21 protein-coding genes and 1 pseudogene are annotated in these 21,956 nt (G+C 60.3%); 15 read left to right on the top strand and 7 right to left on the bottom strand.

All coding sequences use genetic code 11. The features are described from left to right. The first annotated feature begins 180 nt into the window (after positions 1-180). The 4 genes from purE to ASE80_RS22630 all read left to right on the top strand — a co-directional run bounded on the left by purE (position 181) and on the right by ASE80_RS22630 (position 2,736). On the top strand, positions 181-672 hold the full coding sequence (gene purE / locus ASE80_RS22645) for a 5-(carboxyamino)imidazole ribonucleotide mutase (RefSeq protein WP_003195648.1): 492 nt from the start codon (positions 181-183) through the stop codon (positions 670-672). A gap of 12 nt (positions 673-684) precedes the next feature. Next, positions 685-1,770 (top strand): 5-(carboxyamino)imidazole ribonucleotide synthase, encoded by a 1,086-nt coding sequence (locus ASE80_RS22640; RefSeq protein WP_056860883.1) that lies wholly within the window; start codon positions 685-687, stop codon positions 1,768-1,770. A 105-nt stretch (positions 1,771-1,875) separates the two neighbouring features. Beyond that, positions 1,876-2,121, top strand: a complete 246-nt coding sequence (locus tag ASE80_RS22635) for a GlsB/YeaQ/YmgE family stress response membrane protein (RefSeq protein WP_015886585.1) — start codon at positions 1,876-1,878, stop codon at positions 2,119-2,121. A 78-nt stretch (positions 2,122-2,199) separates the two neighbouring features. After that, positions 2,200-2,736 (top strand): DUF3299 domain-containing protein, encoded by a 537-nt coding sequence (locus ASE80_RS22630; RefSeq protein WP_017135795.1) that lies wholly within the window; start codon positions 2,200-2,202, stop codon positions 2,734-2,736. 151 nt (positions 2,737-2,887) lie between these two features. Here ASE80_RS22630 and ASE80_RS22625 read toward each other — a convergent pair whose 3' ends face one another. Further along, on the bottom strand, positions 2,888-3,787 hold the full coding sequence (locus ASE80_RS22625; protein WP_056860882.1) for a D-hexose-6-phosphate mutarotase: 900 nt from the start codon (positions 3,785-3,787) through the stop codon (positions 2,888-2,890). Positions 3,788-3,844: 57 nt separating this feature from the next. After that, positions 3,845-4,249, bottom strand: a complete 405-nt coding sequence (locus tag ASE80_RS22620; protein ID WP_003176975.1) for an acyl-CoA thioesterase — start codon at positions 4,247-4,249, stop codon at positions 3,845-3,847. Between the two features lie 458 nt (positions 4,250-4,707). Between ASE80_RS22620 and ASE80_RS22615 the strand changes: the two genes are divergently transcribed. The 10 genes and pseudogenes from ASE80_RS22615 to ASE80_RS22570 all read left to right on the top strand — a co-directional run bounded on the left by ASE80_RS22615 (position 4,708) and on the right by ASE80_RS22570 (position 15,999). Further along, positions 4,708-5,997: an MFS transporter gene (locus ASE80_RS22615; protein ID WP_056860881.1), complete on the top strand. Its 1,290-nt coding sequence runs from the start codon at positions 4,708-4,710 to the stop codon at positions 5,995-5,997. Positions 5,998-6,328: 331 nt separating this feature from the next. Further along, positions 6,329-7,315, top strand: coding sequence for a phosphate ABC transporter substrate-binding protein PstS (locus tag ASE80_RS22610; RefSeq protein ID WP_017135798.1), 987 nt, complete (start codon positions 6,329-6,331; stop codon positions 7,313-7,315). A gap of 485 nt (positions 7,316-7,800) precedes the next feature. Next, on the top strand, positions 7,801-9,834 hold the full coding sequence (locus ASE80_RS22605) for an ABC transporter permease subunit (RefSeq protein ID WP_170875882.1): 2,034 nt from the start codon (positions 7,801-7,803) through the stop codon (positions 9,832-9,834). Between the two features lie 15 nt (positions 9,835-9,849). Then, positions 9,850-11,520 (top strand): phosphate ABC transporter permease PstA, encoded by a 1,671-nt coding sequence (gene pstA, locus ASE80_RS22600; protein WP_017135800.1) that lies wholly within the window; start codon positions 9,850-9,852, stop codon positions 11,518-11,520. 211 nt (positions 11,521-11,731) lie between these two features. Further along, on the top strand, positions 11,732-12,565 hold the full coding sequence (pstB, locus tag ASE80_RS22595) for a phosphate ABC transporter ATP-binding protein PstB (RefSeq protein WP_056860879.1): 834 nt from the start codon (positions 11,732-11,734) through the stop codon (positions 12,563-12,565). 71 nt (positions 12,566-12,636) lie between these two features. Beyond that, positions 12,637-13,398 (top strand): phosphate signaling complex protein PhoU, encoded by a 762-nt coding sequence (gene phoU / locus ASE80_RS22590; protein ID WP_053258703.1) that lies wholly within the window; start codon positions 12,637-12,639, stop codon positions 13,396-13,398. 169 nt (positions 13,399-13,567) lie between these two features. Next, a complete protein-coding gene (locus ASE80_RS22585; RefSeq protein ID WP_056860878.1) occupies positions 13,568-14,464 on the top strand; it encodes a response regulator in 897 nt (298 codons plus the stop codon). A 187-nt stretch (positions 14,465-14,651) separates the two neighbouring features. Further along, positions 14,652-14,975: a type II toxin-antitoxin system RelE/ParE family toxin gene (locus ASE80_RS22580; RefSeq protein WP_056860877.1), complete on the top strand. Its 324-nt coding sequence runs from the start codon at positions 14,652-14,654 to the stop codon at positions 14,973-14,975. A gap of 4 nt (positions 14,976-14,979) precedes the next feature. Next, positions 14,980-15,279 carry a helix-turn-helix domain-containing protein gene (locus ASE80_RS22575; RefSeq protein WP_056860876.1) on the top strand — a complete coding sequence of 100 codons (300 nt, stop codon included), beginning with the start codon at positions 14,980-14,982 and terminating at the stop codon, positions 15,277-15,279. 53 nt (positions 15,280-15,332) lie between these two features. Next, positions 15,333-15,999, top strand: a pseudogene (locus ASE80_RS22570) (M23 family metallopeptidase). Between the two features lie 4 nt (positions 16,000-16,003). Here ASE80_RS22570 and ASE80_RS22565 read toward each other — a convergent pair. The 3 genes from ASE80_RS22565 to phoB all read right to left on the bottom strand — a co-directional run bounded on the left by ASE80_RS22565 (position 16,004) and on the right by phoB (position 19,671). After that, the gene (locus tag ASE80_RS22565; protein ID WP_017135804.1) at positions 16,004-17,344 is read right to left on the bottom strand and encodes a hemolysin family protein; all 1,341 of its coding nucleotides are present in this window, start codon (positions 17,342-17,344) and stop codon (positions 16,004-16,006) included. A gap of 269 nt (positions 17,345-17,613) precedes the next feature. After that, positions 17,614-18,900 carry a phosphate regulon sensor histidine kinase PhoR gene (gene phoR, locus ASE80_RS22560; RefSeq protein WP_235593089.1) on the bottom strand — a complete coding sequence of 429 codons (1,287 nt, stop codon included), beginning with the start codon at positions 18,898-18,900 and terminating at the stop codon, positions 17,614-17,616. Positions 18,901-18,981: 81 nt separating this feature from the next. Next, positions 18,982-19,671 (bottom strand): phosphate regulon transcriptional regulator PhoB, encoded by a 690-nt coding sequence (gene phoB / locus ASE80_RS22555; protein WP_003195617.1) that lies wholly within the window; start codon positions 19,669-19,671, stop codon positions 18,982-18,984. A 154-nt stretch (positions 19,672-19,825) separates the two neighbouring features. Between phoB and ASE80_RS22550 the strand changes: the two genes are divergently transcribed. Then, positions 19,826-20,206: a COG4315 family predicted lipoprotein gene (locus ASE80_RS22550; RefSeq protein WP_056860874.1), complete on the top strand. Its 381-nt coding sequence runs from the start codon at positions 19,826-19,828 to the stop codon at positions 20,204-20,206. A gap of 101 nt (positions 20,207-20,307) precedes the next feature. On the opposite strand, the gene ubiA is transcribed toward ASE80_RS22550, so the two are convergent. Together ubiA and ASE80_RS22540 are read right to left on the bottom strand one after the other, a co-directional pair. After that, complete coding sequence (ubiA, locus tag ASE80_RS22545; protein WP_017135807.1) at positions 20,308-21,198, bottom strand: 4-hydroxybenzoate octaprenyltransferase; 891 nt, start codon at positions 21,196-21,198, stop codon at positions 20,308-20,310. Continuing rightward, a complete protein-coding gene (locus tag ASE80_RS22540; protein WP_056860873.1) occupies positions 21,198-21,761 on the bottom strand; it encodes a chorismate--pyruvate lyase family protein in 564 nt (187 codons plus the stop codon). Before ASE80_RS22540 ends, ubiA begins: the two co-directional genes overlap by 1 nt. Positions 21,762-21,956: the final 195 nt, after the last annotated feature.

The raw sequence follows: 21,956 nt of genomic DNA, 5'->3' as shown, positions 1-21,956 counted from the left end.
CTTTGCGCCGTAAGACAGATGGTCATCCAAGGGGCTGTTTATCTGGATTATTACGGTATACTGCGCGGCCTTCGGCCGGTCCAACCGGCCTTAATTCGTACACCAAGCCACGCCGGATTTCCCGCGTGGCTTGTTGTTTTTTGACGCGCCTGCGTGCGCCCAGAGAGAAGAGGCACGACGATGAGTGCATTGGTTGGCGTGATCATGGGCTCCAAGTCCGATTGGTCCACCCTTAGCCACACCGCCGATATGCTGGAAAAACTCGGCATTCCGTATGAAGTGAAAGTGGTCTCTGCCCACCGCACCCCGGATTTGCTGTTCCAGTATGCCGATGAAGCAGAATCCCGTGGCATCGAGGTGATCATCGCCGGTGCCGGCGGTGCGGCGCACCTGCCAGGCATGTGTGCGGCCAAGACCCACCTGCCGGTGCTGGGCGTGCCGGTGCAGTCGTCGATGCTCTCGGGCGTGGATTCGCTGTTGTCCATCGTGCAGATGCCGGCCGGTATTCCGGTGGCCACCCTGGCAATCGGCAAGGCCGGCGCGATCAACGCCGCGTTGCTGTCCGCCAGCATCCTGGGCGCCAAGCACCCGCAGTTCCATGCGGTGCTGAAAAAATTCCGTGCTGAGCAGACAGACAGCGTGCTGGACAACCCGGACCCACGTATCGCCTGAAGGTATTGATTGATGAAAATCGGTGTAATCGGTGGCGGCCAACTGGGTCGCATGCTGGCCTTGGCGGGCACCCCGCTGGGGATGAACTTCGCTTTCCTGGACCCGGCGCCGGACGCCTGCGCGGCGGCCCTGGGTGAACACCTGCGCGCTGACTACAGCGACCCGGACCATCTGCGCCAACTGGCCGATGAAGTCGACCTGGTGACCTTCGAATTCGAAAGCGTCCCGGCCGAAACCGTGGCCTTCCTGTCGCAGTTCGTGCCGGTGTACCCGAGCGCCGAAGCCTTGCGCATCGCTCGCGACCGCTGGTTCGAAAAGAGCATGTTCAAGGACCTGGGCATTCCGACCCCGGCCTTCGCCGATATCCAGTCCCAGGCGGACCTGGAAGCGGCCGTCGCCAGCATCGGCCTGCCAGCCGTGCTCAAGACCCGCACCCTGGGTTATGACGGCAAGGGCCAGAAAGTCCTGCGCACCGCTGCCGATGTGGTTGGCACCTTCGCCGAACTGGGCAGTGTCGCCTGCCTGCTGGAAGGCTTTGTGCCGTTCACCGGTGAAGTGTCGCTGATCGCCGTGCGTGCCCGTGACGGCGAGACCCGCTTCTACCCGTTGGTGCACAACACCCACGACAGCGGCATCCTCAAGCTGTCCGTGGCCAGCACCGACCACCCGCTGCAGGCCCTGGCCGAAGACTATTCCAGCCGCGTTCTCAAGCAGCTGGATTACGTCGGCGTGATGGCGTTTGAGTTCTTTGAAGTCGACGGCGGCCTCAAGGCCAACGAAATCGCCCCGCGCGTGCACAACTCCGGGCACTGGACCACCGAAGGCGCCGAGTGCAGCCAGTTCGAAAACCACCTGCGGGCGGTGGCGGGCTTGCCGTTGGGTTCTACGGCCAAGGTCGGCGAGAGCGCCATGCTCAATTTTATCGGTGCAGTGCCACCGGTAGAAAAAGTCATCGCCATTGATGACTGCCACCTGCACCACTACGGCAAGGCTTTCAAAGTCGGGCGTAAAGTTGGCCACGCCAACCTGCGCTGCAAGGACCGTGCGACCCTTGAGGCGCAGATTCTCAAGGTCGAAGCGCTGATCGCCGAGCAATAACCTTTGGGGCGGCGGGAACCATTGGTTATCGCCGCCTCTCTGATTGCAGGACGCTAAAGTCTGACTAGGCTTTGGTGTAGTTCACTTCATTCAGAGGGAAATGCCATGGGTATCATTGGAACCATCTTTATCGGCTTGATCGTCGGCCTGCTGGCGCGCTTCCTCAAGCCTGGCGACGACAGCATGGGCTGGATCATGACCATCCTGCTGGGTATCGCAGGTTCCCTGGTTGCCACCTACGGTGGTCAGGCCCTGGGCATCTACCAGGCGGGTCAAGGCGCGGGCTTCCTCGGCGCGCTGATCGGCGCCATCGTGTTGCTGGTGATCTACGGCCTGCTGAGAAAGAAATGATTTAAGCGACAAAGCCCTCTGCGCTGTGCAGGCGCAGAGGGCTAGAATGCTCGGCATCTGAACTTGCCGAGCTTTTTCATGCGCCGTCTTTTATTCACACTCCTCCTGCTGGGCTCAGGCCTGGCGCACGCCGGTGAACTGCCGGAAACCGACTGGCTCGACCTGATGCCGCTTTCAGACCAGAAAGCCCTCGAAGCCATGCCCGAGATCGACCACAACTCCCCCGAAGCCCAAGGCACGTTCACCGACAAAGGTGGCTTGAAGCAGAGCAAAGGCTTGCCGGCGGTGATGTACTCGACCAAGACCGTGGCCGCCATGAACGGCAAGAACATCCGCATCGGTGGCTACCCGGTACCGTTGGAAACCGACGCGAAGGGCCGCAGCACCCTGTTTTTCCTGGTGCCGTACCCAGGCGCCTGCATCCACGTGCCGCCACCGCCGCCTAATCAGTTGGTGCTGGTGCGTTATCCCAAGGGGCTGAAGCTGGATGATATCTACACGCCGCTGTGGGTGACGGGCACGTTGAAGGTGGAGAAGGTCAACAATGACCTGGCAGATGCGGCGTATGCGCTGGATGCGGGGAAGGTCAGGGTAGTGAAAGAGTCCGATCTCTAGATCATGACGCAGAACCCAATGTGGGAGCGGGCTTGTGTGGGAGCTGGCTTGCCTGCGATTCAGGCACCTCGGTGTATCAGTGAAACCGAGGTGATGCTATCGCAGGCAAGCCAGCTCCCACACAAGCGTGCTCACACATGTTGATTGGTTTTTACAGGGCGATACTGTTGATGCTCACGCCCAAGGTATGGCTTTGACCCGGCGCCAAGCTCACCACATCATCCAGCACATTCGCCGTTTCGATGCACAGCATGCCCTGCCAGCCATCATCGGCCATGTCGTCAAACGCCTTGGCGCGTTCGGTCCACGGGTTCCAGATCACGGTGGAGTTCGAACCCTCGGCGGTCAGTTGGATGCGACGCTGCCAATCTGTATCGACGATATCCAACTGCGCCGGAGTATCCAGGTAGATACGGTCAGTCTCGGCACTGAAGTGCAGCAGGCCGGACTGCTTCTTCTCGGCCCAGCCATCGGCGGTGTCGATATACGCCCGCCCATCCAGCCCTTCGACCTGCACCTTGCGCACGTCACTCACGGCGAAGTACGTGTGCAACGCCTGGCTGAGTGTCACGGTGTCGGTGCCACGGTTGTGGCTGGTCAGGCGAATGTGCAGTTGATCGTCCAACAGCAGGCTCAGTGTCAGGTCGACCTGATGCGGCCAGCCGGGGTAACCGCCCGCAGGCACTGGCAGCGAAAAATCCAACTGCAATGCATCCGCAACTGGAATCACCTCATCCAGTTGCCAGATCGCCGTGCGCACAAAACCATGGGCACCTGCCGGTTGCTCGCTCTGGCGCATCGCCTTGACGCTCTGCGGGTTGCGGTCAAACACACCAAACCATGGCCAGCACACCGGCACGCCGGTACGGATGCCTTTGCCTTGCTTGAACACCGCCGCAGGGTTCGGCCAGATCAGCGGCTGTTCGCCCTGGCGCTGGTAACTGAAGAGGTGCGCGCCCTGTTGGGCCACCATCAATTCAGCGCCATTGTGGCGAATGCGCCAGCAGTCCAGCTCGTCGATTTTCACAGTTTCAACGTGGGGCACAGGCATACAAAGCACTCTTTATGGCAGGCAATGGGGCAATTGACCGTCAAAACCCGGTGAGGTTTAACGCGCGCGCGACGGTACCGAACGCGTGCGGCCGCTGCCATCGATGGCGACGAACACAAACACCGCCTCGGTGACTTTGCGCCATTCGCTCGACAGCGGGTCGTCGCTCCACACTTCGACCATCATCTGGATCGAGCTGCGGCCGATTTCCAGGGCCTGCGTGTAGAAAGACAACTGCGCGCCGACGGCCACCGGCACCAGAAATGCCATGCGATCAATCGCTACGGTGGCCACGCGGCCGCCGGCAACCTTGCTGGCCATGGCCGTGCCGGCCAGGTCCATCTGCGCGACCAGCCAGCCGCCGAAGATATCGCCAAAACCGTTGGTTTCACGCGGCAGCGCGGTGATTTGCAAGGCGAGATCGCCTTGCGGGATAGGATCTTCTTGTTCGAGTTCAATCATGCCGAGGGTGCCTCTGACCCGTAACGCTTCATGGGTGTTTCAAGTGGATAGCCGTCTTCTGGAAAAACGTTTCAGCACCAACCTACACCGCTCGATACGTTTCTCGTAAGGCGCACTAAAGGGAAACTCTGCCAAAGCGGCTGGGTGGCACCCAACGACGTTTTGGCACAGCAGCCCCTCAAGACAGCGGGTTTGGCGCTTGCAAGGGCCGAGTATATCGAGACGCTGGCGCCGCGACGACCTCCCGGCGCTCATTTGGTCGGCAAATCGCGGCTGTTATGCGGCTTTTTCGCGCAACTGTGTTTCTGATTGCAGGGAAAGCGCACGAATGGGGAATATTTCGCCCATCTGGACTGTGATTCGGTAGACGCTGTGCTTTTTCAAACGATTTGCTATCTTGCCAAACCTGCCGCAAGTCCCGGGCTTGCTGTTCTGATTACTATAAGAGAAGCCTTGCCATGTCCTCCGTGCCTGCAAGCAGTGCGCAACCTTCGCGCCCGCTGACCCGCAACGACTACAAAACCCTGTCGCTGTCTGCCTTGGGCGGGGCGCTGGAATTCTACGATTTCATTATCTTTGTATTTTTCGCCACCGTGGTCGGGAAGCTGTTTTTCCCCGTCGACATGCCTGAATGGCTGCGCATGATGCAGACCTTCGGCATCTTCGCCGCCGGCTACCTGGCACGCCCGCTGGGCGGCATCATCATGGCGCACTTCGGTGACCTGCTGGGCCGCAAGAAAATGTTCACCCTGAGCATCTTCATGATGGCCGTCCCGACCCTGATCATGGGCCTGCTGCCGACCTACGCACAGATCGGCCTGTGGGCGCCGCTATTGTTGCTGCTGATGCGCGTCATCCAGGGCGCCGCCATTGGCGGCGAAGTACCGGGCGCCTGGGTGTTTGTTTCCGAACACGTGCCGCCGCGCCACATCGGCTATGCCTGCGGCACCCTCACCAGCGGCCTCACCGCCGGTATTTTGCTGGGCTCGCTGGTGGCTACCGCCATCAACACCCTCTATACCCCGGAGCAGGTCTCGGATTACGCGTGGCGTATCCCGTTCCTGCTGGGCGGTGTGTTCGGCCTGCTGTCGGTGTACTTGCGCCGCTGGTTGCACGAAACACCGATCTTCGCCGAGATGCAGCAGCGCAAAACCCTGGCTGCCGAGCTGCCGTTGCGCGCGGTATTGCGTGACCACCGTGGTGCCATTGTGCTGTCGATGCTGCTGACGTGGTTGCTGTCGGCGGGTGTGGTTGTGGTCATCCTGATGACCCCGACCGTGCTGCAAACCGTCTACCACTTCAGCCCGACCGTGGCGCTGCAAGCCAACAGCCTGGCGATTGTTACGCTGAGCCTGGGCTGCATCGCCTCCGGCGCGCTGGCTGACCGTTTTGGTGCCGGTCGCGTTTTGGTCGCCGGTTGCGCGTTGCTGCTGGCCACCTCCTGGACGCTGTATCACAGCCTGATGGCTCACCCGGACTGGTTGTTCCCGCTGTACGCGTTGACCGGCCTGTTTGTAGGCACCATCGGTGTAGTGCCTTACGTGATGGTGAAAGCGTTCCCGCCGGTGGTGCGTTTCAGCGGCTTATCGTTCTCCTACAATGTGGCCTATGCCGTGTTCGGTGGCCTGACGCCATTGGCGGTATCCCTGCTGATGAAGGAAAGCCCGATGGGCCCTGCTTATTACGTGGCTGTCCTGTGCGTGATGGGGATAGCGGTGGGCGGTTACCTGTGGAAGCGCGGGCGCTGATTGATCGTTCCCACGCTCTGCGTGGGAACGCCCCGGCCTGGACGCTCTGCGTCCGCTTTTGAAGGTCGTGACGCAGAGCGTCACTGGATGCGTTCCCACGCAGAGCGTGGGAACGATCAATGCCAGCAACGATTACAGAGTGTTTCCAAAACATCGCTTCAGCCGTCAAACCTCCTCGCAAGCCCCGGATTTATTGCACTTTCCCCTTTCTGTCAGGTTTTTCATAAATACTGGCCTTTCATCTAATTGTCATATTCCAGACATAGAGTGTTCACACGGCCTACCGATACTTGGCCCCGATCCAACTATCCCTATCTGCTAGGAGCAAGGCATGAAACTGAAACGTTTGATGGCGGCAATGACTTTTGTCGCTGCTGGCGTTGCGACCGCCAACGCGGTGGCCGCTGGTGTTGATCCGGCAATCCCGGCTTACGTTAAGACCACTGGTGTGTCGGGCAACTTGTCCAGCGTCGGTTCCGATACCCTGGCTAACCTGATGACCCTGTGGGCCGAGGGTTACAAAAAGGAATACCCGAACGTCAACATCCAGATTCAGGCTGCCGGCTCCGCCACTGCACCTCCTGCGCTGACTGAAGGCACCTCCAACCTGGGCCCGATGAGCCGCAAGATGAAGGACACCGAACTGGCGGCCTTCGAGCAGAAGTACGGCTACAAGCCAACCGCTATCCCGGTTGCCGTGGATGCCCTTGCCGTGTTCGTGCACAAAGACAACCCGATCCAGCACCTGACCATGGAACAAGTCGACGCGATCTTCTCCTCGACGCGTCTGTGCGGTGCTAAAGCCGACGTTAAAACCTGGGGCGACCTGGGTGTGACCGGCGACCTGGCCAACAAGCCGGTTCAGCTGTTTGGTCGTAACTCGGTATCCGGCACCTACGGCTACTTCAAAGAAGAAGCCCTGTGCAAAGGCGACTACAAGCCAAACGTCAACGAACAACCTGGCTCGGCTTCGGTCGTGCAGTCGATCAGCTCCTCGCTGAACGGCATTGGTTACTCGGGCATCGGCTACAAGACCGCCAGCGTGAAGACTGTGGCCCTGGCCAAGAAAGGCAGCACTGACTTCATCGAAGACAGCGAAGAAAACGCCCTGAACGGCAAGTACCCGCTGTCGCGCTTCCTCTACGTGTACGTCAACAAAGCCCCGAACAAGCCTCTGGCCCCGCTGGAAGCTGAGTTCGTGAAGCTGGTTCTGTCCAAACAGGGCCAGGAAGTGGTCGTCAAAGACGGCTACATCCCACTGCCAGCCAAAGTGGCTGCCAAGGCCCTGGCTGACCTGGGTTTGAAAGAAGGCAACTAAGCCTGCAATACCTGGTGTAGACACATGCTTTTCTGTGGGAGCGGGCTTGCCCGCGATGCTGGCGACGCGGTTTAGAGTTGCAACCGTATTGATGCCATCGCGGGCAAGCCCGCTCCCACACAGCCCGTCTACACCCCTAATTTTTTAATCCGCTGCCAGCCCTGCTACGCGGCGGATTTCTTGCGTCACTGCATTGTCATCTTTCTGTCATACAGGATCGCTAGGGTGTGCGCATGAATGATCTGGCCAATTCCACCATGACGACGACTTCTCCCCCCAAGCGTATTGATTTCAATACGCCTGAGCTGCAACGCAAGCGCCGCATTCGCGCGCTCAAGGATCGCCTGACCCGCTGGTACGTGCTAATCGGCGGCCTCGCCGTGCTCGGCGCCATCACCCTGATCTTCTTCTTCCTGGCTTATGTAGTTGCGCCTTTGTTCCAGGGGGCCTCGCTGACCAAGGAAGACGCGCTGACACCCGCCTGGATGCAGGATGCCGGCAAGCCGTTGATGATCTCCCTCGAAGAACAGAACCAAGTCGCCATGCGGGTTTCCGACAAGGGCCAGGCGCTGTTCTTTGATGTGAGCACCGGTGCCGAGCTCAAGCGTGTCGACCTGCCATTGCCTGCGGGCGCCACTGTGGCCTCGATCGGTAAAGACCAGCCCGGCAGCCCGTTGGTGATCCTCGGTTTGTCCAATGGCCAGTCCCTGGTGTTCCGCCACACTTATAAAGTGTCGTACCCGGACGGCAAAAAGACCATTACGCCGGCCATTGAATACCCTTACGGCGAAACGCCCATCGTCCTTGACGAGCAGGGCCGCCCGCTGGAGCACGTCGCGCTCAACGCCACCGATTCATCGCTGGTGGTTGCAGGCTCCGCGGGTTCGTTCTTGAACGTACTGAGCCTGAGCCGCGAAGAAAACATGATGACCGGTGAAGTCACCAGCGAGCAGAAGCGTATCGAGCTGCCGCAAATGACCGAACCCGTGAAGGCGATTTTCGTCGACCCACGCCAGCAGTGGCTGTATGTGGTCAACGGCCGCGCCCTCGCCGACGTCTTCAACTTGCGCGACAACAGCCTCAACGGTCGCTACAAACTGCTGGAAGACGGCAACGCCGAAATCACTGCCAGCACTCAGTTGGTGGGCGGTATCTCGCTGATCGTCGGTAACTCCAAGGGCGGCCTGGCCCAGTGGTTCATGGCCCGTGACCCGGACGGCGAGCAACGCCTGAAGCAGATTCGCACCTTCCAGATGGGCACCGCGCCTATCGTGGAAATCACCGCCGAGGAGCGTCGCAAAGGCTTCACCGCCCTGGACGCGTCCGGCAAGTTCGGCGTGTTCCACAGCACCGCGCACCGCACCCTGCTGGTCGACCCGGTGGTGGATGGCCAAGGCCTGTTCGGCATGTCGCCTCGCGCCAACCGCGTGATCGTCGAAGCCGGCGGCAAGCTGCAACCGCTGCTGCTCGACAACCCGCACCCGGAAGTGTCCTGGAGCGCGCTGTGGAGCAAGGTCTGGTACGAAAACTACGACGAGCCCAAGTACGTCTGGCAATCGACCGCCGCCAACACCGACTTTGAACCCAAAATGAGTTTGGCCCCGCTGACCTTCGGTACCCTGAAGGCGGCGTTCTACGCCATGCTGCTGGCCGCGCCACTGGCAGTGGCTGCGGCCATCTACACCGCTTACTTCATGGCCCCGAGCCTGCGCCGCAAGGTCAAGCCGGTGATCGAACTGATGGAAGCGATGCCGACGGTGATCCTCGGCTTCTTCGCCGGCCTGTTCCTGGCGCCGTATGTAGAAGGGCACTTGCCGGGGATTTTCAGCCTGCTGATGTTGCTGCCGATTGGCATCCTGGTCGCCGGTTTTGTCTTCAGCCGTTTGCCTGAGTCGATCCGCCTGCGTGTTCCGGATGGCTGGGAAAGCGCGATCCTGATTCCGGTGATCCTGTTTGTGGGCTGGCTCTCGCTGTACATGAGCCCCTACCTGGAAACCTGGTTCTTCGGCGGCGACATGCGCATGTGGATCTCCCACGACCTGGGCATCACTTACGACCAGCGCAACGCACTGGTAGTCGGTCTGGCCATGGGTTTTGCGGTAATCCCGAACATCTACTCCATCGCCGAAGACGCCGTGTTCAGCGTGCCGCGCGGCCTCACCCTGGGCTCGTTGGCCCTGGGTGCCACGCCGTGGCAGACCATGACCCGCGTGGTGATCCTGACCGCCAGCCCAGGCATCTTCTCCGCACTGATGATCGGCATGGGTCGCGCAGTGGGTGAAACCATGATCGTGCTGATGGCCACCGGTAACACGCCGGTGATGGAGATGAACCTGTTCGAAGGCCTGCGCACCTTGGCGGCCAACGTTGCGGTGGAGATGCCTGAGTCGGAAGTCGGTGGCAGTCACTACCGCGTGCTGTTCCTCTCGGCGCTGGTGCTGCTGCTGTTCACTTTCATCATGAACACCCTCGCCGAGCTGATCCGTCAGCGTCTGCGCAAGAAATACTCGTCGCTTTAAGAAAGGTAGAAGTCTGTGAAACAGAACTCCCTGAATGGATGGTTCAAGAGCGGCGCCCCTGGCGTCTGGATCAGCGGTGGCGCGGTGTCCATCGCGGTCATCATGACCATTGGTTTGCTGGCCGTGATTGCCGTGCGTGGTCTGGGCCACTTCTGGCCCGCCGACCTGATCCAGGCCAACTACAGCGTGCCTGGCCAGGAAAACCATATCGTCATCGGCGAAGTGGTGCAGAAGGAAGAAGTGCCGCGCGAGCGCCTCAAAAGCGCGGGCCTGCCGGTGCCGGACCAAGGCCCGGAATTCATGACCCGCGAGCTGATCAAGGTCGGTAACCGCGACTTGAATGGCAACGACTTCACCTGGATCGTCGGCGAGTGGTTGAAAGACCAGACCACACCGAAGAACCTGATGGCCATTGAGCGTCGTGAGTGGGGCAACTTCTACGGCACCTTGGTCAACGTCAAGCAGGACGGCAAGGTGATCGCCGAAGGCGAAGCCGCATGGCCGGAGCTGCAAGCCCGCGTCGACCGTGTGAATAAGCTGGCGGCGCAACTCAAGAGCCTTGAGAAAACCGACATCGGCGCGATCAACGCAGGCCTGGAACGCATCCGCCTGCACGGCCGCAAGCTGGAGCTGGAAGGCAAGCTCGACGCTGCCGCCCAGGCTGACATGGACTCCGGCCGCGCCGAATTGAATGCCCGTTACCAGGACATCGAAGCACGTCTGGCCGACCTGCACACCCAGTTCAACCGCGACAGCCTGACGGCCCGCGACGGCAACGGCAAAGAAATCGAAATCGGCATCGGCAAAGTGGTGCACGCCTACCAGCCGAACGCCATGGGCACCCTGACCAAGGTGGGTTTCTACTTCAGCAAGGTCTGGGAATTCTTGAGCGATGACCCACGGGAAGCCAACACCGAAGGCGGGATCTTCCCGGCCATCTTCGGCACCGTGATGATGACCCTGATCATGGCGATGATCGTGACCCCGTTCGGCGTGCTGGCGGCGGTGTATCTGCGTGAATACGCCAAGCAGAACACCCTGACCCGCATTATCCGTATCGCGGTGAACAACCTGGCCGGTGTACCGGCCATCGTTTACGGCGTGTTCGGCCTGGGCTTCTTTGTGTATGTACTGGGTGGCTCGGTTGACCGCCTGTTCTTCGCAGAAGCCCTGCCGGCACCGACGTTCGGTACGCCGGGCCTGTTGTGGGCCTCGCTGACCCTGGCGCTGCTGGCCGTGCCGGTGGTGATCGTGGCCACCGAAGAAGGCCTGGCGCGGATTCCCCGCACCGTGCGTGAAGGTTCCCTGGCACTCGGCGCAACCAAGGCGGAAACGCTGTGGAAGATCGTGCTGCCGATGGCCAGCCCGGCGATGATGACCGGCATGATCCTCGCCGTGGCCCGCGCCGCCGGTGAAGTGGCGCCGCTGATGCTGGTGGGTGTGGTCAAGCTGGCGCCGTCGCTGCCGCTGGACGGCAACTACCCGTACTTGCACCTGGACCAAAAGATCATGCACCTGGGCTTCCATATTTATGACGTCGGTTTCCAGAGCCCCAACGTCGAAGCGGCACGCCCGCTGGTGTACGCCACCGCGCTGCTGCTGGTGCTGGTGATCGCCACGCTGAACTTGTCGGCCGTGTGGATCCGTAACCACCTGCGCGAAAAATACAAGGCGCTGGACAGCTAAAGCGATCCCCTGTGGGGGCCGGCTTGTGTGGGAGCTGGCTTGCCTGCGATAGCATCATCGCGGTGTGGCTGACACACCGCGGTGCCTGCATCGCGGGCAAGCCCAGCTCCCACACAAGCCAGCTCCTCAAGGGTCCAGAGACAGACACAGATTTTTGAGTAAACCGCCCCGGCGGTTCAACCAAACGAATTGGTAGCACAGGGAGCATCCCATGCAACATGAAACCCACACCCACGGCATCAACATGTCGGCCCTGGGTCGCGACAAGCAGAGCCTGAGCCTGGCCCAGGAAACCGTGGCCATCGAAGTGCCCGGCCTGAGCCTGTACTACGGTGAAAAGCAGGCGCTGTTCGATGTCAGCATGAACATCCCCAAGCAGCGCGTGACCGCCTTTATCGGCCCGTCCGGCTGCGGCAAGTCCACACTGCTGCGCACCTTCAACCGCATGAACGACCTGGTTGACGGTTGCCGCGTAGAAGGCGCGATCAACCTGTACGGCACTAACATCTACCGCAAGGGCGAGGACGTGGCCGAGCTGCGCCGCCGCGTGGGCATGGTGTTCCAGAAGCCGAACCCGTTCCCCAAGACCATCTACGAAAACGTGGTGTATGGCCTGCGCATCCAGGGCATCAACAAAAAACGCATCCTCGACGAAGCCGTCGAGTGGGCCTTGAAAGGCGCGGCGTTGTGGGACGAAGTCAAAGACCGCCTGCATGAATCGGCACTCGGCCTGTCCGGCGGCCAGCAGCAGCGTCTGGTGATCGCCCGCACCATCGCCGTGGAGCCGGAAGTGTTGCTGCTCGACGAACCCTGCTCGGCACTCGACCCGATCTCGACGCTGAAAGTCGAAGAGCTGATCTACGAGCTGAAATCCAAGTTCACCATCGTCATCGTGACCCACAACATGCAACAGGCGGCGCGGGTTTCCGACTACACCGCGTTCATGTACATGGGCAAGCTGGTGGAGTTCGGCGACACTGACACCTTGTTCACCAACCCGGCGAAGAAGCAGACCGAAGACTACATTACCGGTCGTTACGGCTAGTACGCGGTGGTTCTGATTGCACTGAATGCTGCGGTTCTCCGCACCTTACCGGACGTTCCAAGGACGCCAACATGATTAGCAAAGAAGGCCTTACCCACCACATCTCCGCGCAGTTCAACGCCGAGCTTGAGGAAGTGCGCAGCCACCTCCTGGCGATGGGCGGGCTGGTGGAGAAGCAAGTCAACGATGCGGTCACTGCGCTGATCGAGGCCGACTCGGGCCTGGCCCAGCAAGTGCGCGAGATCGATGACCAGATCAATCAGATGGAACGCAACATCGACGAAGAATGCCTGCGCATTCTGGCCCGCCGCCAGCCGGCGGCCTCCGACCTGCGTTTGATCATCAGCATCTCCAAGTCGGTGATCGACCTGGAGCGCATCGGCGACGAAGCCACCAAAATCGCCCGCCGCGCTATCCAGCTGTGCGAAGAAGGTGAAGCGCCACGCGGTTACGTGGAAGTGCGTCACATCGGCGACCAGGTGCGCAACATGGTGCGCGATGCGCTGGACGCGTTCGCCCGCTTCGACGCCGAATTGGCGTTGTCGGTGGCGCAATACGACAAGACCATCGACCGCGAATACAAGACCGCACTGCGCGAGCTGGCCACCTACATGATGGAAGACCCGCGCTCTATCTCGCGGGTCTTGAACATCATCTGGGTGCTGCGCTCCCTGGAACGCATTGGCGACCACGCGCGCAACATCTCGGAATTGGTGATTTATCTGGTGCGCGGCACCGACGTGCGGCACATGGGCCTCAAGCGCATGAAAGCCGAAGTTGAGGGCACTGCTGATCAAATCCCTAATGTTCCGGGCGAATCTGACGATAAGTAAGGTTGCCCGAGACATTAACGCCCGGCCTTTGGTCGGGCGTTTTCGTTTGCGGCATCTGAATTTTTTTGCACAGCAGGAGCAATAAAGTCCTTCTGTGACCAGCGAGTTTTGGCAAAATGCCATCAGTCAGGCGTTTTGCGTGCCGAAGTTTTAATAGGATGAAGGGTCGATGAGTAAAGTCAGTGTATTGGTGGTGGACGACGCCTCGTTTATCCGTGATTTGGTGAAGAAGTGCCTGCGCAACTACTTCCCCGGCATCAAGATTGAAGACGCGGTGAACGGTAAAAAGGCGCAATCCATCCTGATGCGCGAGACCTTCGACCTAGTGCTGTGCGACTGGGAAATGCCCGAGATGTCCGGCCTTGAGCTGTTGACCTGGTGCCGTGAGCAGGCGCACCTGAAGGCCATGCCGTTCGTGATGGTGACCAGCCGTGGCGACAAGGAAAACGTGGTGCAGGCGATTCAGGCCGGGGTTTCCGGTTATGTCAGCAAGCCATTCACCAACGAGCAGTTGCTGAACAAGGTCAAGCAGGCTTTGCACAAAATCGGCCGCCTCGATGCCCTCATCGCCAGCGCGCCGACCAAGATGAACTCGGCCTTCGGCAATGACTCCCTCAATGCCTTGACCGGCGGCAAGCCCGAGGCGGCCAAACCGGCGCCGGTAGCTGCGCCGAGCAAAGGCCTGCTCAACAGCCAGCCGGTGCAAGCGCCTGCAGCCTCGCCTGCCGGCGGTCGCGGCCAGGGCCAACTGCGGCTGTCCAGCGGCAACCAGCAATGCGTGATCAAGGCGCTGAGCATCAAGGAAGCGCTGCTGGTGGTCCGTCGCGGTGAAGTGCTGCCCCAGGTGCTGGAAAGCGCCGTGCTCGACCTTGAGCAAGGCGAGAACGCCGAAGTCGCGCGCCTCAACGGCTACCTGCACGCCATCGTCGCCTATGAGCCACGGCCTGACAGCGACTGGCTGCAACTGACCTTCCGGTTTATCGACCAGGATGCGCAGAAGCTCGATTACATCTCCCGCCTGATCGCGCGCGGTACGGCGCAGAAGCACTTCGTGCCGGGAGCTTGATCGCCTGAATCAAGGGAATCGACCGACCGTCTGATTCCCGCTAGGCCGCTTGATTTATATCCATTTCGATATAGTCTCTCGATAACGCGTCAGTGTTATCGAGCCTTTGCTATGCCTTGAAACACACCTGCACCGCCTTTGGCTGAGTCGTCGATTAGGCTTCTTCTTTCCAGGAAAGGAGAAGCAAATGCCAAGGCATAAGGATGTGGTGTTTTTAGGAAGCTCGCTCAAGGATCTCAAAGAATTCCCTCTCGACGCCCGGAGGGCTGCCGGCTTTCAGTTGGATCTCTTGCAGCAGGGTGAACAGCCTTTTGATTGCAAACCGATGAAGACTATCGGGAGGGGCGTCAGCGAAATTCGGATCACTGAGGAATCAGGAGCGTTTCGAGTGTTCTATGTGATTAATCGGCCGGAAGCAGTCTATGTGCTGCACGCGCTGCGCAAAACCACACAGAAAACCGAAGGGCGGGATATCGAACTGGCTCGTGCCAGATTGCAGGAGATAGGTTAAGCCCATGACAGACTCAAAAATTCACACCGAACGTTTCAGCAGCGTCTGGGATGCTCTGGAAGACACGCCCCAACAAGCCGCCAATATGCGCATGCGCTCAAAGTTGTTGTTGGCGTTGTGCAACACCATCCGCAGCTGGGAGCTTTCTCAGAAAGACGCGGCACAAAGGCTCGGTATCAGTCAGCCGCGCTTGAACGACGTGCTCAACGGCAAGATCGACAAGTTTTCCCTCGATGCGCTGGTCAACCTGTCGGCCGCCGCCCGGATGAATGTGGATATCTGCTTTACCGCGCTGCCCGCTTAGAGCTGTCATCAACCCTTGCTAGCCTGCCGTTCAGTCATCCCGGCAGGTACGGCATGTTCATTCGCCTAGTCCTGTGCTGCGGACCGGCCACGGTTTGCACTTCGACCCTGGCCATGACCCTCTACAAATCCACCGATGCCAAAGGCGTGGTGTCTTTCAGCGACCGGCAAACGCCCGGCGCCCAGGCGTTTGTGATGCTGGAGCGTAAGGTTGAGCGGGCCAAACGGCCAGTGCTGGATATGCCACGATCGAGTTACCCACAACAGGGCTATCGCTATCCTTTGCCTTGGCGTGGTGGGCCGTTTCGATTGACTCAAGGCCCTAATGGCAGCTTCAGCCACACTGACGCCAAGAGCCGCTACGCCATGGACATCGCCATGCCCGAGGGCACGCCGATCATTGCGGCACGCAGCGGTGTGGTGGTGAAGACTGAAAACCAGCAGGCGGGGCGTGGAGGTGATGCGTCAGGAAATTTCGTGCGCATACGTCACGATGACGGCACCGAGGGCGTGTATCTGCACCTCAAGCAAGGTTCGGTCAGTGTCAGGGCAGCGTGTGGCAGTGGGAAGCGCGCTGGCATTGTCGGGCAATACCGGCAATAGCAGCGGGCCGCACCTGCATTTTGTGGTGCAGAAGGCTTCCGAGGTCGGGCTGGTTTCGATTCCCTATGAGTTCAACCAGCCGCTTGGCAAATTGCCCAACTTTACGTTGGGCAATTGAGGCGTCAATCCAGCAACAACACCTTGGCCAGCACGATCTTCGGCCCTTTCATCTTCTTGATGATGATGCGCAAGCCTTCAACTTCCAGCACTTCTTCCTCTTCCGGCACGCGTTTGAGCGTGTCGTAGATCAAGCCCGCCAGGGTTTCGGCTTCGATGTGGTCCAGGTCCACGCCCAGCAGGCGCTCCACCTTGAACAGCGGCGTGTCGCCACGCACCAGCAGTTTGCCTGGTTGGTAGGCGAGGATGCCGCGCTCGGCCTTGCGGTGTTCGTCCTGAATATCACCGACCAGCACTTCCAGCACGTCCTCCATGGTCAGGTAGCCGATGACTTTGCCGTCGGCTTCTTCCACCAGGGCGAAGTGCGCACCGCCTTTGCGGAACTGTTCCAGCAACTGCGACAGCGGCATGTGCCGCGAGACGCGCTCAAGCGGGCGGGTCAGCTCGGCCAGGTTGAACGACTCGGGAATGTGGTCCAGGGCTGCCAGCTCCAGCAGCAGGTCCTTGATGTGCAGCAGGCCGACAAACTCATTGCGATCGGCGTCATACACCGGGTAGCGGCTGAATTTGTGGCGGCGGAACAGCGCGAGGATTTCCTTGAGCGGGGCGTTGAAGTCCAGGGTGACCAGGTCTTCGCGGGAGTTGGCCCAGTCCACCACTTCCAGCTCGCCCATTTCCACGGCCGAAGCCAGTACGCGCATGCCTTGGTCGCTTGGGTCCTGGCCACGGCTGGAGTGCAGGATCAGCTTGAGTTCTTCGCGGCTGTAATGGTGTTCGTGGTGCGGGCCTGGCTCGCCTTGGCCGGCGATACGCAAGATGGCGTTGGCGCTGGCGTTAAGCAGGTAGATCGCCGGGTACATGGCCCAGTAGAACAGGTACAGCGGCACCGCCGTCCACAGCGACAGCAGCTCGGGTTTGCGAATTGCCCACGATTTGGGGGCCAACTCACCGACCACGATGTGCAGGTAGGAAATCACGAAGAAGGCGGCAAAGAACGACACGCCCTTGATCACTTCAGGCGATTGCACGCCGATGGCGCCCAGCAATGGCTCGAGGATATGCGCGAAGGCCGGTTCACCGACCCAGCCCAGGCCCAGGGAGGCGAGGGTGATACCCAATTGACAGGCCGACAGATAGGCGTCGAGCTGGCTATGAACGGTGCGCAGGATCTGCCCGCGCCAGCCGTTCTTGTGGGCGATGGCCTCGACCCGGGTGGCGCGCAGTTTGACCATGGCAAATTCCGCCGCAACGAAGAAACCGTTGAGCAGTACCAGGATCAGTGCAAAAAGAATCATGCCGAAATCGGCGAAGAGTGTAGCGAGGGTGATACCAGGGGAAGGGTCCATGATGGGGTTTTGCAGGTTCCGTGTGTTCAATAAGGGGTGACAGACAGGCCTGAAAGGCAGGCGCAAGTCGGCCAATGTAGCGGCTGACGGGGCGCTTGCCTAGTGCCCGCTGCCGGGCGGAGCCTCTAATGCCTTCTACCAAACCACACAAATCCCATGTGGGAGCTGGCTTGCCTGCGATAGCGGACTGTCAGTTGACGTATTTTCAGCTGACTCACCGTTATCGCAGGCAAGCCAGCTCCCACACTTGGATCTGCGTTGTTTTCAGCTTATTCATCATTCCCGATCACCTGCGAACGGGTCACCTGCGCCGGCGGAAAATGGCAGGTAAAGGTACTGCCATGCCCCAGCACGCTGCTGATCTCCAACCGTGCGCGGTGGCGCAACAGCACGTGTTTGACGATCGCCAGGCCCAGCCCGGTGCCGCCGGTGTTGGAGTTGCGGCTGGAGTCGACGCGGTAGAAGCGTTCGGTCAGGCGCGGCAGATGCTTGGCGTCGATACCGATGCCGGAGTCCTGCACGCTCAAGTGTGCGCCGTGCTCATCGCTCCACCAGCGGATGCGGATATTGCCCTTGTCCTGGGTGTACTTCACGGCGTTGAACACCAGGTTGGAGAACGCGCTGCGCAACTCACCTTCGCTGCCTTTGAGCAATACCTGCGGGTCGGCCTCCAGGGTGATCTGTTGCCCGCGCTCGCCGGACAGCGCCTGGGCGTCATTCTTGATGGTCTGCAACAGGCTTTGCACCGCCACCGGGTGGTTGTCCGAGGGGTAATCGGTGGCTTCCAGCTTGGCCAGCAACAGCAGGTCGTTGAGCAGGGTTTGCATGCGTGAACCCTGCTGCTGCATCTGCTGCAGGGCACGGCTCCAGCGCGGGTTGATCTCGTCGACGTTGTCCAGCAGCGTCTCCAGGTAGCCGCAGATCACCGTCAACGGCGTGCGCAGTTCGTGGGAGACGTTGGCGACGAAGTCTTTGCGCATCTGTTCCAGCTGATGAATGCGGGTCACGTCGCGTACCAGCATCAGGTGTTCGTTGTTGCCGTAACGCGTCAGGTACAGCTGGATGCGCACGCGGTCATTGGTGGGCGAGGGGATTTCCAGGGCTTCTTCGTAGTTGTCCTGCTCGAAGTACTCCTTGAAGCGCGGGTGGCGCACCAGGTTGGTCACCGGCTGGCCGCTGTCCTGGGGCGTCTTGAGGCCCAGCAGGGTCTCGGCGGCGCGGTTCCACCATTCCAGGTTGCCATCGCTGTCGAGCATGATCACCGCGTCTTTGAGCGCGGCGGTGGATTCCTGTACCCGGTCGATCACCGCCTGCAGGCGCCCGCGAACCCGTTGGTCGCGGCGTTGCAGGTGGTAGATGCTGTCGAACACCTCGCCCCACAGGCCATAGCCGTCGGGCGGCGCTTCGTCGGGTTTGTGCTGGCGCAGCCATTCATGCAGGCGCAGCAATTGTTTGAGGGTCCAGCCCAGATACAGGCCGATACCAACGGCCAGGCTCCAGCCGTAATAGCCGCTGATCAAGCCCACCACCAGGCAACCGGTGATCAACAGAAGCATGTGGCGGATCAGGGTGCCATGCCAGTTCTGGTTCACTTAAACATGCGTCCTTGTCAGCGGTTAAGGAAGGGAAGGGCCGGCTCAGCCTTTGGTGGAAAAGCGATAGCCGGTGCCGCGCACGGTTTGTACCAGATTCTCGTAGGCATCGCCCAAGGCTTTGCGCAGGCGGCGGATATGCACGTCAACCGTGCGCTCCTCCACATACACGTTGCCGCCCCACACCTGGTCGAGCAATTGGCCACGGGTGTAGGCGCGCTCCTGGTGGGTCATGAAAAATTGCAGCAGGCGGTATTCGGTCGGGCCCATCTCGGCCGGCTTGCCGTCGATGGTCACGCGGTGGCTGATCGGGTCCAGGATCAGCCCGTCGACTTCGATCGGTGCTTCGCCATCAGTCGGGCCGGCACGGCGCAGTACGGCCTTCAGGCGCGCTACCAGCTCACGTGGGGAAAACGGCTTGGTGATGTAGTCATCAGCGCCGACTTCCAGGCCCTGAATCTTGTTGTCCTCTTCACCCTTGGCGGTGAGCATGATGATCGGGATATCCCCGGTCAGCTCATCCCGCTTGAGGCGGCGGGCCAGTTCGATGCCCGAGGTGCCGGGCAGCATCCAGTCCAGCAGGATCAGGTCCGGCTTGCGGTCGACGATAATGGCATGGGCCTGCTGGGAGTTCTCCGCCTCCAGGCAGTCATAGCCGGCCATTTCCAACGCAACGGCGATCATCTCGCGAATGGGCGCTTCGTCGTCAACGATCAGAATGCTCCTGCCAACCATGCTCAAAATCCTCTTGTCATTTAACTGTCTTGCGCCGCATTAGATAACGGAATTATTGCAGTCGTGTGACAGTAATTTAGTCGATCGGGCAATTCACGGCACTCTGGACTACCCTTTGGGTCCGAATCCTGACAACCACAAAAGGAAGGTTCCGATGACTCAAAGTACTTTTTCCTGGAAAGCCCTGTTGGTAACGGCGGCGTTGACCCTGCCGACACTGGCATTTGCGGCTGAGCCGGCGATGACCAAGGGCGGCGTGTTGGTGGATCATAAGGGCATGACGCTCTACACCTTTGCCAAAGACGCCGATGGCAAGTCCATGTGCAACGACAAGTGCGCCACCAACTGGCCGCCGTTGATGGCTGAGTCCACTGACAAGCCGATGGGCAAATGGACCGTCATCACGCGTGACGATCAGAAGAGCCAGTGGGCCTACAGCGGCAAGCCGCTTTACACCTTCGTCATGGACAAGAAGGCCGGCGACATGACCGGTGAAGGCAAAATGGACGGTGCCTGGAAGGTTGCCAAGCCTTGACTCTGCGGCGCCATTGAAACCATCGCGGGCAAGCCCGCTCCCACAGGGGAATGCGTTCCAAATGTGGGAGCGGGCTTGCCCGCGATGGCGTCAGCACTGACTTACCGAAACCCGTAATCCGCCACAATCCCCACAAATATCGCCAACCCCGCCCAGTGGTTGTGCAAAAACGCCTTGAAGCACTTCATCCGATCCTTGTCCCGGGTGTACCAGAACTCCCAGGCAAAACAGCCCGCCGCCGCAAGCAACCCCAAGTGGAACCAGCCACCCAGCTCAAACCGCTGCCCCGCCAATAGCAGGCACACCAGTGACAAGCCTTGCAGGGTCAGAATGATCACGCGGTCCGCATCGCCGAACAGAATGGCGGTGGATTTCACCCCGATCTTCAAGTCGTCATCGCGGTCGGTCATCGCGTAATACGTGTCGTAACCCACCGTCCACAGCAAGTTGGCGATGTACAGCAGCCACGCCGTGGCAGGCAAATGCCCGGTCTCGGCAGTGAATGCCATCGGCATGCCCCAGGAAAACGCCGCGCCCAACACCACCTGCGGGTAGTAGGTGTAGCGCTTCATGAACGGGTAGCTCGCCGCCAGCGCCAGGCCGCCCAGGGACAGCAGGATGGTGGTCGCGTTGGTCAGCAGCACCAGCAGAAAACTGATGCCCATCAACACCGCAAAAAACACCAAGGCCTCTTTGGAGCTGATCTTGCCGCTCACCAGCGGGCGTTGCTCGGTGCGTTTCACATGGCCGTCGACCTTGCGGTCGGCCCAGTCATTGATCACACAGCCGCCGGCGCGGGTCAGCACCACACCGAGCACGAAAATCACGATATTGAGCAACGATGGCGAGCCCTTGCCCGCAATCCACAGCGCCCATAGCGTCGGCCACAACAGCAGGTAAATGCCGATGGGTTTGTCCATGCGAGTCAGCTGAATGAAATCCCAGGCCCTGGGGTTCAGGCGGTTCAAGGACTTGAGCAGACGTTGATACATCAGCAGTTCTCCGGGTGGTCATGCAGTGCATGCCAGAAGCTGGGCAGGAAAATTTCCGCGACCAGCACGCTCAGCGGCCCGCGATCAAAGCGTGAGCGGCGCGCCCACAGGCCATCGGCCTGGTCGGCGGTTGGCAGCCATTGCCGTGGGTAATGGCATACCTCGATCGCCTGGCGGGTGAACGCGTGGTCGCAGAACAGCAATTCGCCCAGCGAACGGCTGCCCAGTTCGTCCATGTGCAAGCCATCGCCCTGCAAGGCACTGCGGGCCGCCACGCTGCGGGCAAACACCCACGGTTGGCCATGCCCGCGCAAATACACTTCGCGTACCCAGCCGACCGTGGCCGGGGCCATACCCAGCGCCACGCATTCATCCTCGCGCAGTGGCTGCCAGCCTTCGAACAGTGGCGTTACGCTGAAGCCGTCGTTGGACAGCCACGTGAGCCTGCGCGTCAGCGAGCCTTCGTCGAACAACCAGTTGAGGGTCAAAGGCCCAGGCATTGGGTTCAGAAGGCTCTGGGTCAGCCATTGGCAAGCATCGGGACGGGCGATTGAGTGCGGCACGGTGAGTCAGTTTTGGCAGCAAAAGAGGCGGCGAGCTTACCATGGCGTCCTGAGCTTTTGCCGGGCTGAACCGGCCGTTTGCGCCGAACATGCTTGCATCTGCCGGCCCCGATCAGTACAAAACGCCCTGAGCCATACGGCAACGTTGGTCTATCGACCGTTGGCCAAGACGCCTGGACCCTGAGGAAGCAAGTA

It is taken from the genome of Pseudomonas sp. Leaf15, assembly GCF_001421425.1.
GTDB classification, from domain to species: domain Bacteria; phylum Pseudomonadota; class Gammaproteobacteria; order Pseudomonadales; family Pseudomonadaceae; genus Aquipseudomonas; species Aquipseudomonas salomonii.
Note: the sequence above shows the minus strand (reverse complement) of the source record. Positions and strands in the feature narration are given on the sequence as shown.

What these genes read in the sequence shown, in the direction of transcription:
- phoR (WP_235593089.1), bottom strand. Translation starts at nt 18,900, where the DNA reads ATGCTTCTGTTGATCACCGGTTGCCTGGTGGTGGGCTTGATCAGCGGC.
- ASE80_RS22605 (WP_170875882.1), top strand. Translation starts at nt 7,801, where the DNA reads ATGCAGGATGCCGGCAAGCCGTTGATGATCTCCCTCGAAGAACAGAAC.
- ASE80_RS22575 (WP_056860876.1), top strand. Translation starts at nt 14,980, where the DNA reads ATGACAGACTCAAAAATTCACACCGAACGTTTCAGCAGCGTCTGGGAT.
- ASE80_RS22625 (WP_056860882.1), bottom strand. Translation starts at nt 3,787, where the DNA reads ATGCCTGTGCCCCACGTTGAAACTGTGAAAATCGACGAGCTGGACTGC.
- purE (WP_003195648.1), top strand. Translation starts at nt 181, where the DNA reads ATGAGTGCATTGGTTGGCGTGATCATGGGCTCCAAGTCCGATTGGTCC.
- ASE80_RS22630 (WP_017135795.1), top strand. Translation starts at nt 2,200, where the DNA reads ATGCGCCGTCTTTTATTCACACTCCTCCTGCTGGGCTCAGGCCTGGCG.
- phoB (WP_003195617.1), bottom strand. Translation starts at nt 19,671, where the DNA reads ATGGTTGGCAGGAGCATTCTGATCGTTGACGACGAAGCGCCCATTCGC.
- ASE80_RS22565 (WP_017135804.1), bottom strand. Translation starts at nt 17,344, where the DNA reads ATGGACCCTTCCCCTGGTATCACCCTCGCTACACTCTTCGCCGATTTC.
- ASE80_RS22620 (WP_003176975.1), bottom strand. Translation starts at nt 4,249, where the DNA reads ATGATTGAACTCGAACAAGAAGATCCTATCCCGCAAGGCGATCTCGCC.
- phoU (WP_053258703.1), top strand. Translation starts at nt 12,637, where the DNA reads ATGATTAGCAAAGAAGGCCTTACCCACCACATCTCCGCGCAGTTCAAC.
- ubiA (WP_017135807.1), bottom strand. Translation starts at nt 21,198, where the DNA reads ATGTATCAACGTCTGCTCAAGTCCTTGAACCGCCTGAACCCCAGGGCC.
- ASE80_RS22635 (WP_015886585.1), top strand. Translation starts at nt 1,876, where the DNA reads ATGGGTATCATTGGAACCATCTTTATCGGCTTGATCGTCGGCCTGCTG.
- ASE80_RS22580 (WP_056860877.1), top strand. Translation starts at nt 14,652, where the DNA reads ATGCCAAGGCATAAGGATGTGGTGTTTTTAGGAAGCTCGCTCAAGGAT.
- pstB (WP_056860879.1), top strand. Translation starts at nt 11,732, where the DNA reads ATGCAACATGAAACCCACACCCACGGCATCAACATGTCGGCCCTGGGT.
- ASE80_RS22615 (WP_056860881.1), top strand. Translation starts at nt 4,708, where the DNA reads ATGTCCTCCGTGCCTGCAAGCAGTGCGCAACCTTCGCGCCCGCTGACC.
- ASE80_RS22640 (WP_056860883.1), top strand. Translation starts at nt 685, where the DNA reads ATGAAAATCGGTGTAATCGGTGGCGGCCAACTGGGTCGCATGCTGGCC.
- ASE80_RS22585 (WP_056860878.1), top strand. Translation starts at nt 13,568, where the DNA reads ATGAGTAAAGTCAGTGTATTGGTGGTGGACGACGCCTCGTTTATCCGT.
- ASE80_RS22550 (WP_056860874.1), top strand. Translation starts at nt 19,826, where the DNA reads ATGACTCAAAGTACTTTTTCCTGGAAAGCCCTGTTGGTAACGGCGGCG.
- ASE80_RS22610 (WP_017135798.1), top strand. Translation starts at nt 6,329, where the DNA reads ATGAAACTGAAACGTTTGATGGCGGCAATGACTTTTGTCGCTGCTGGC.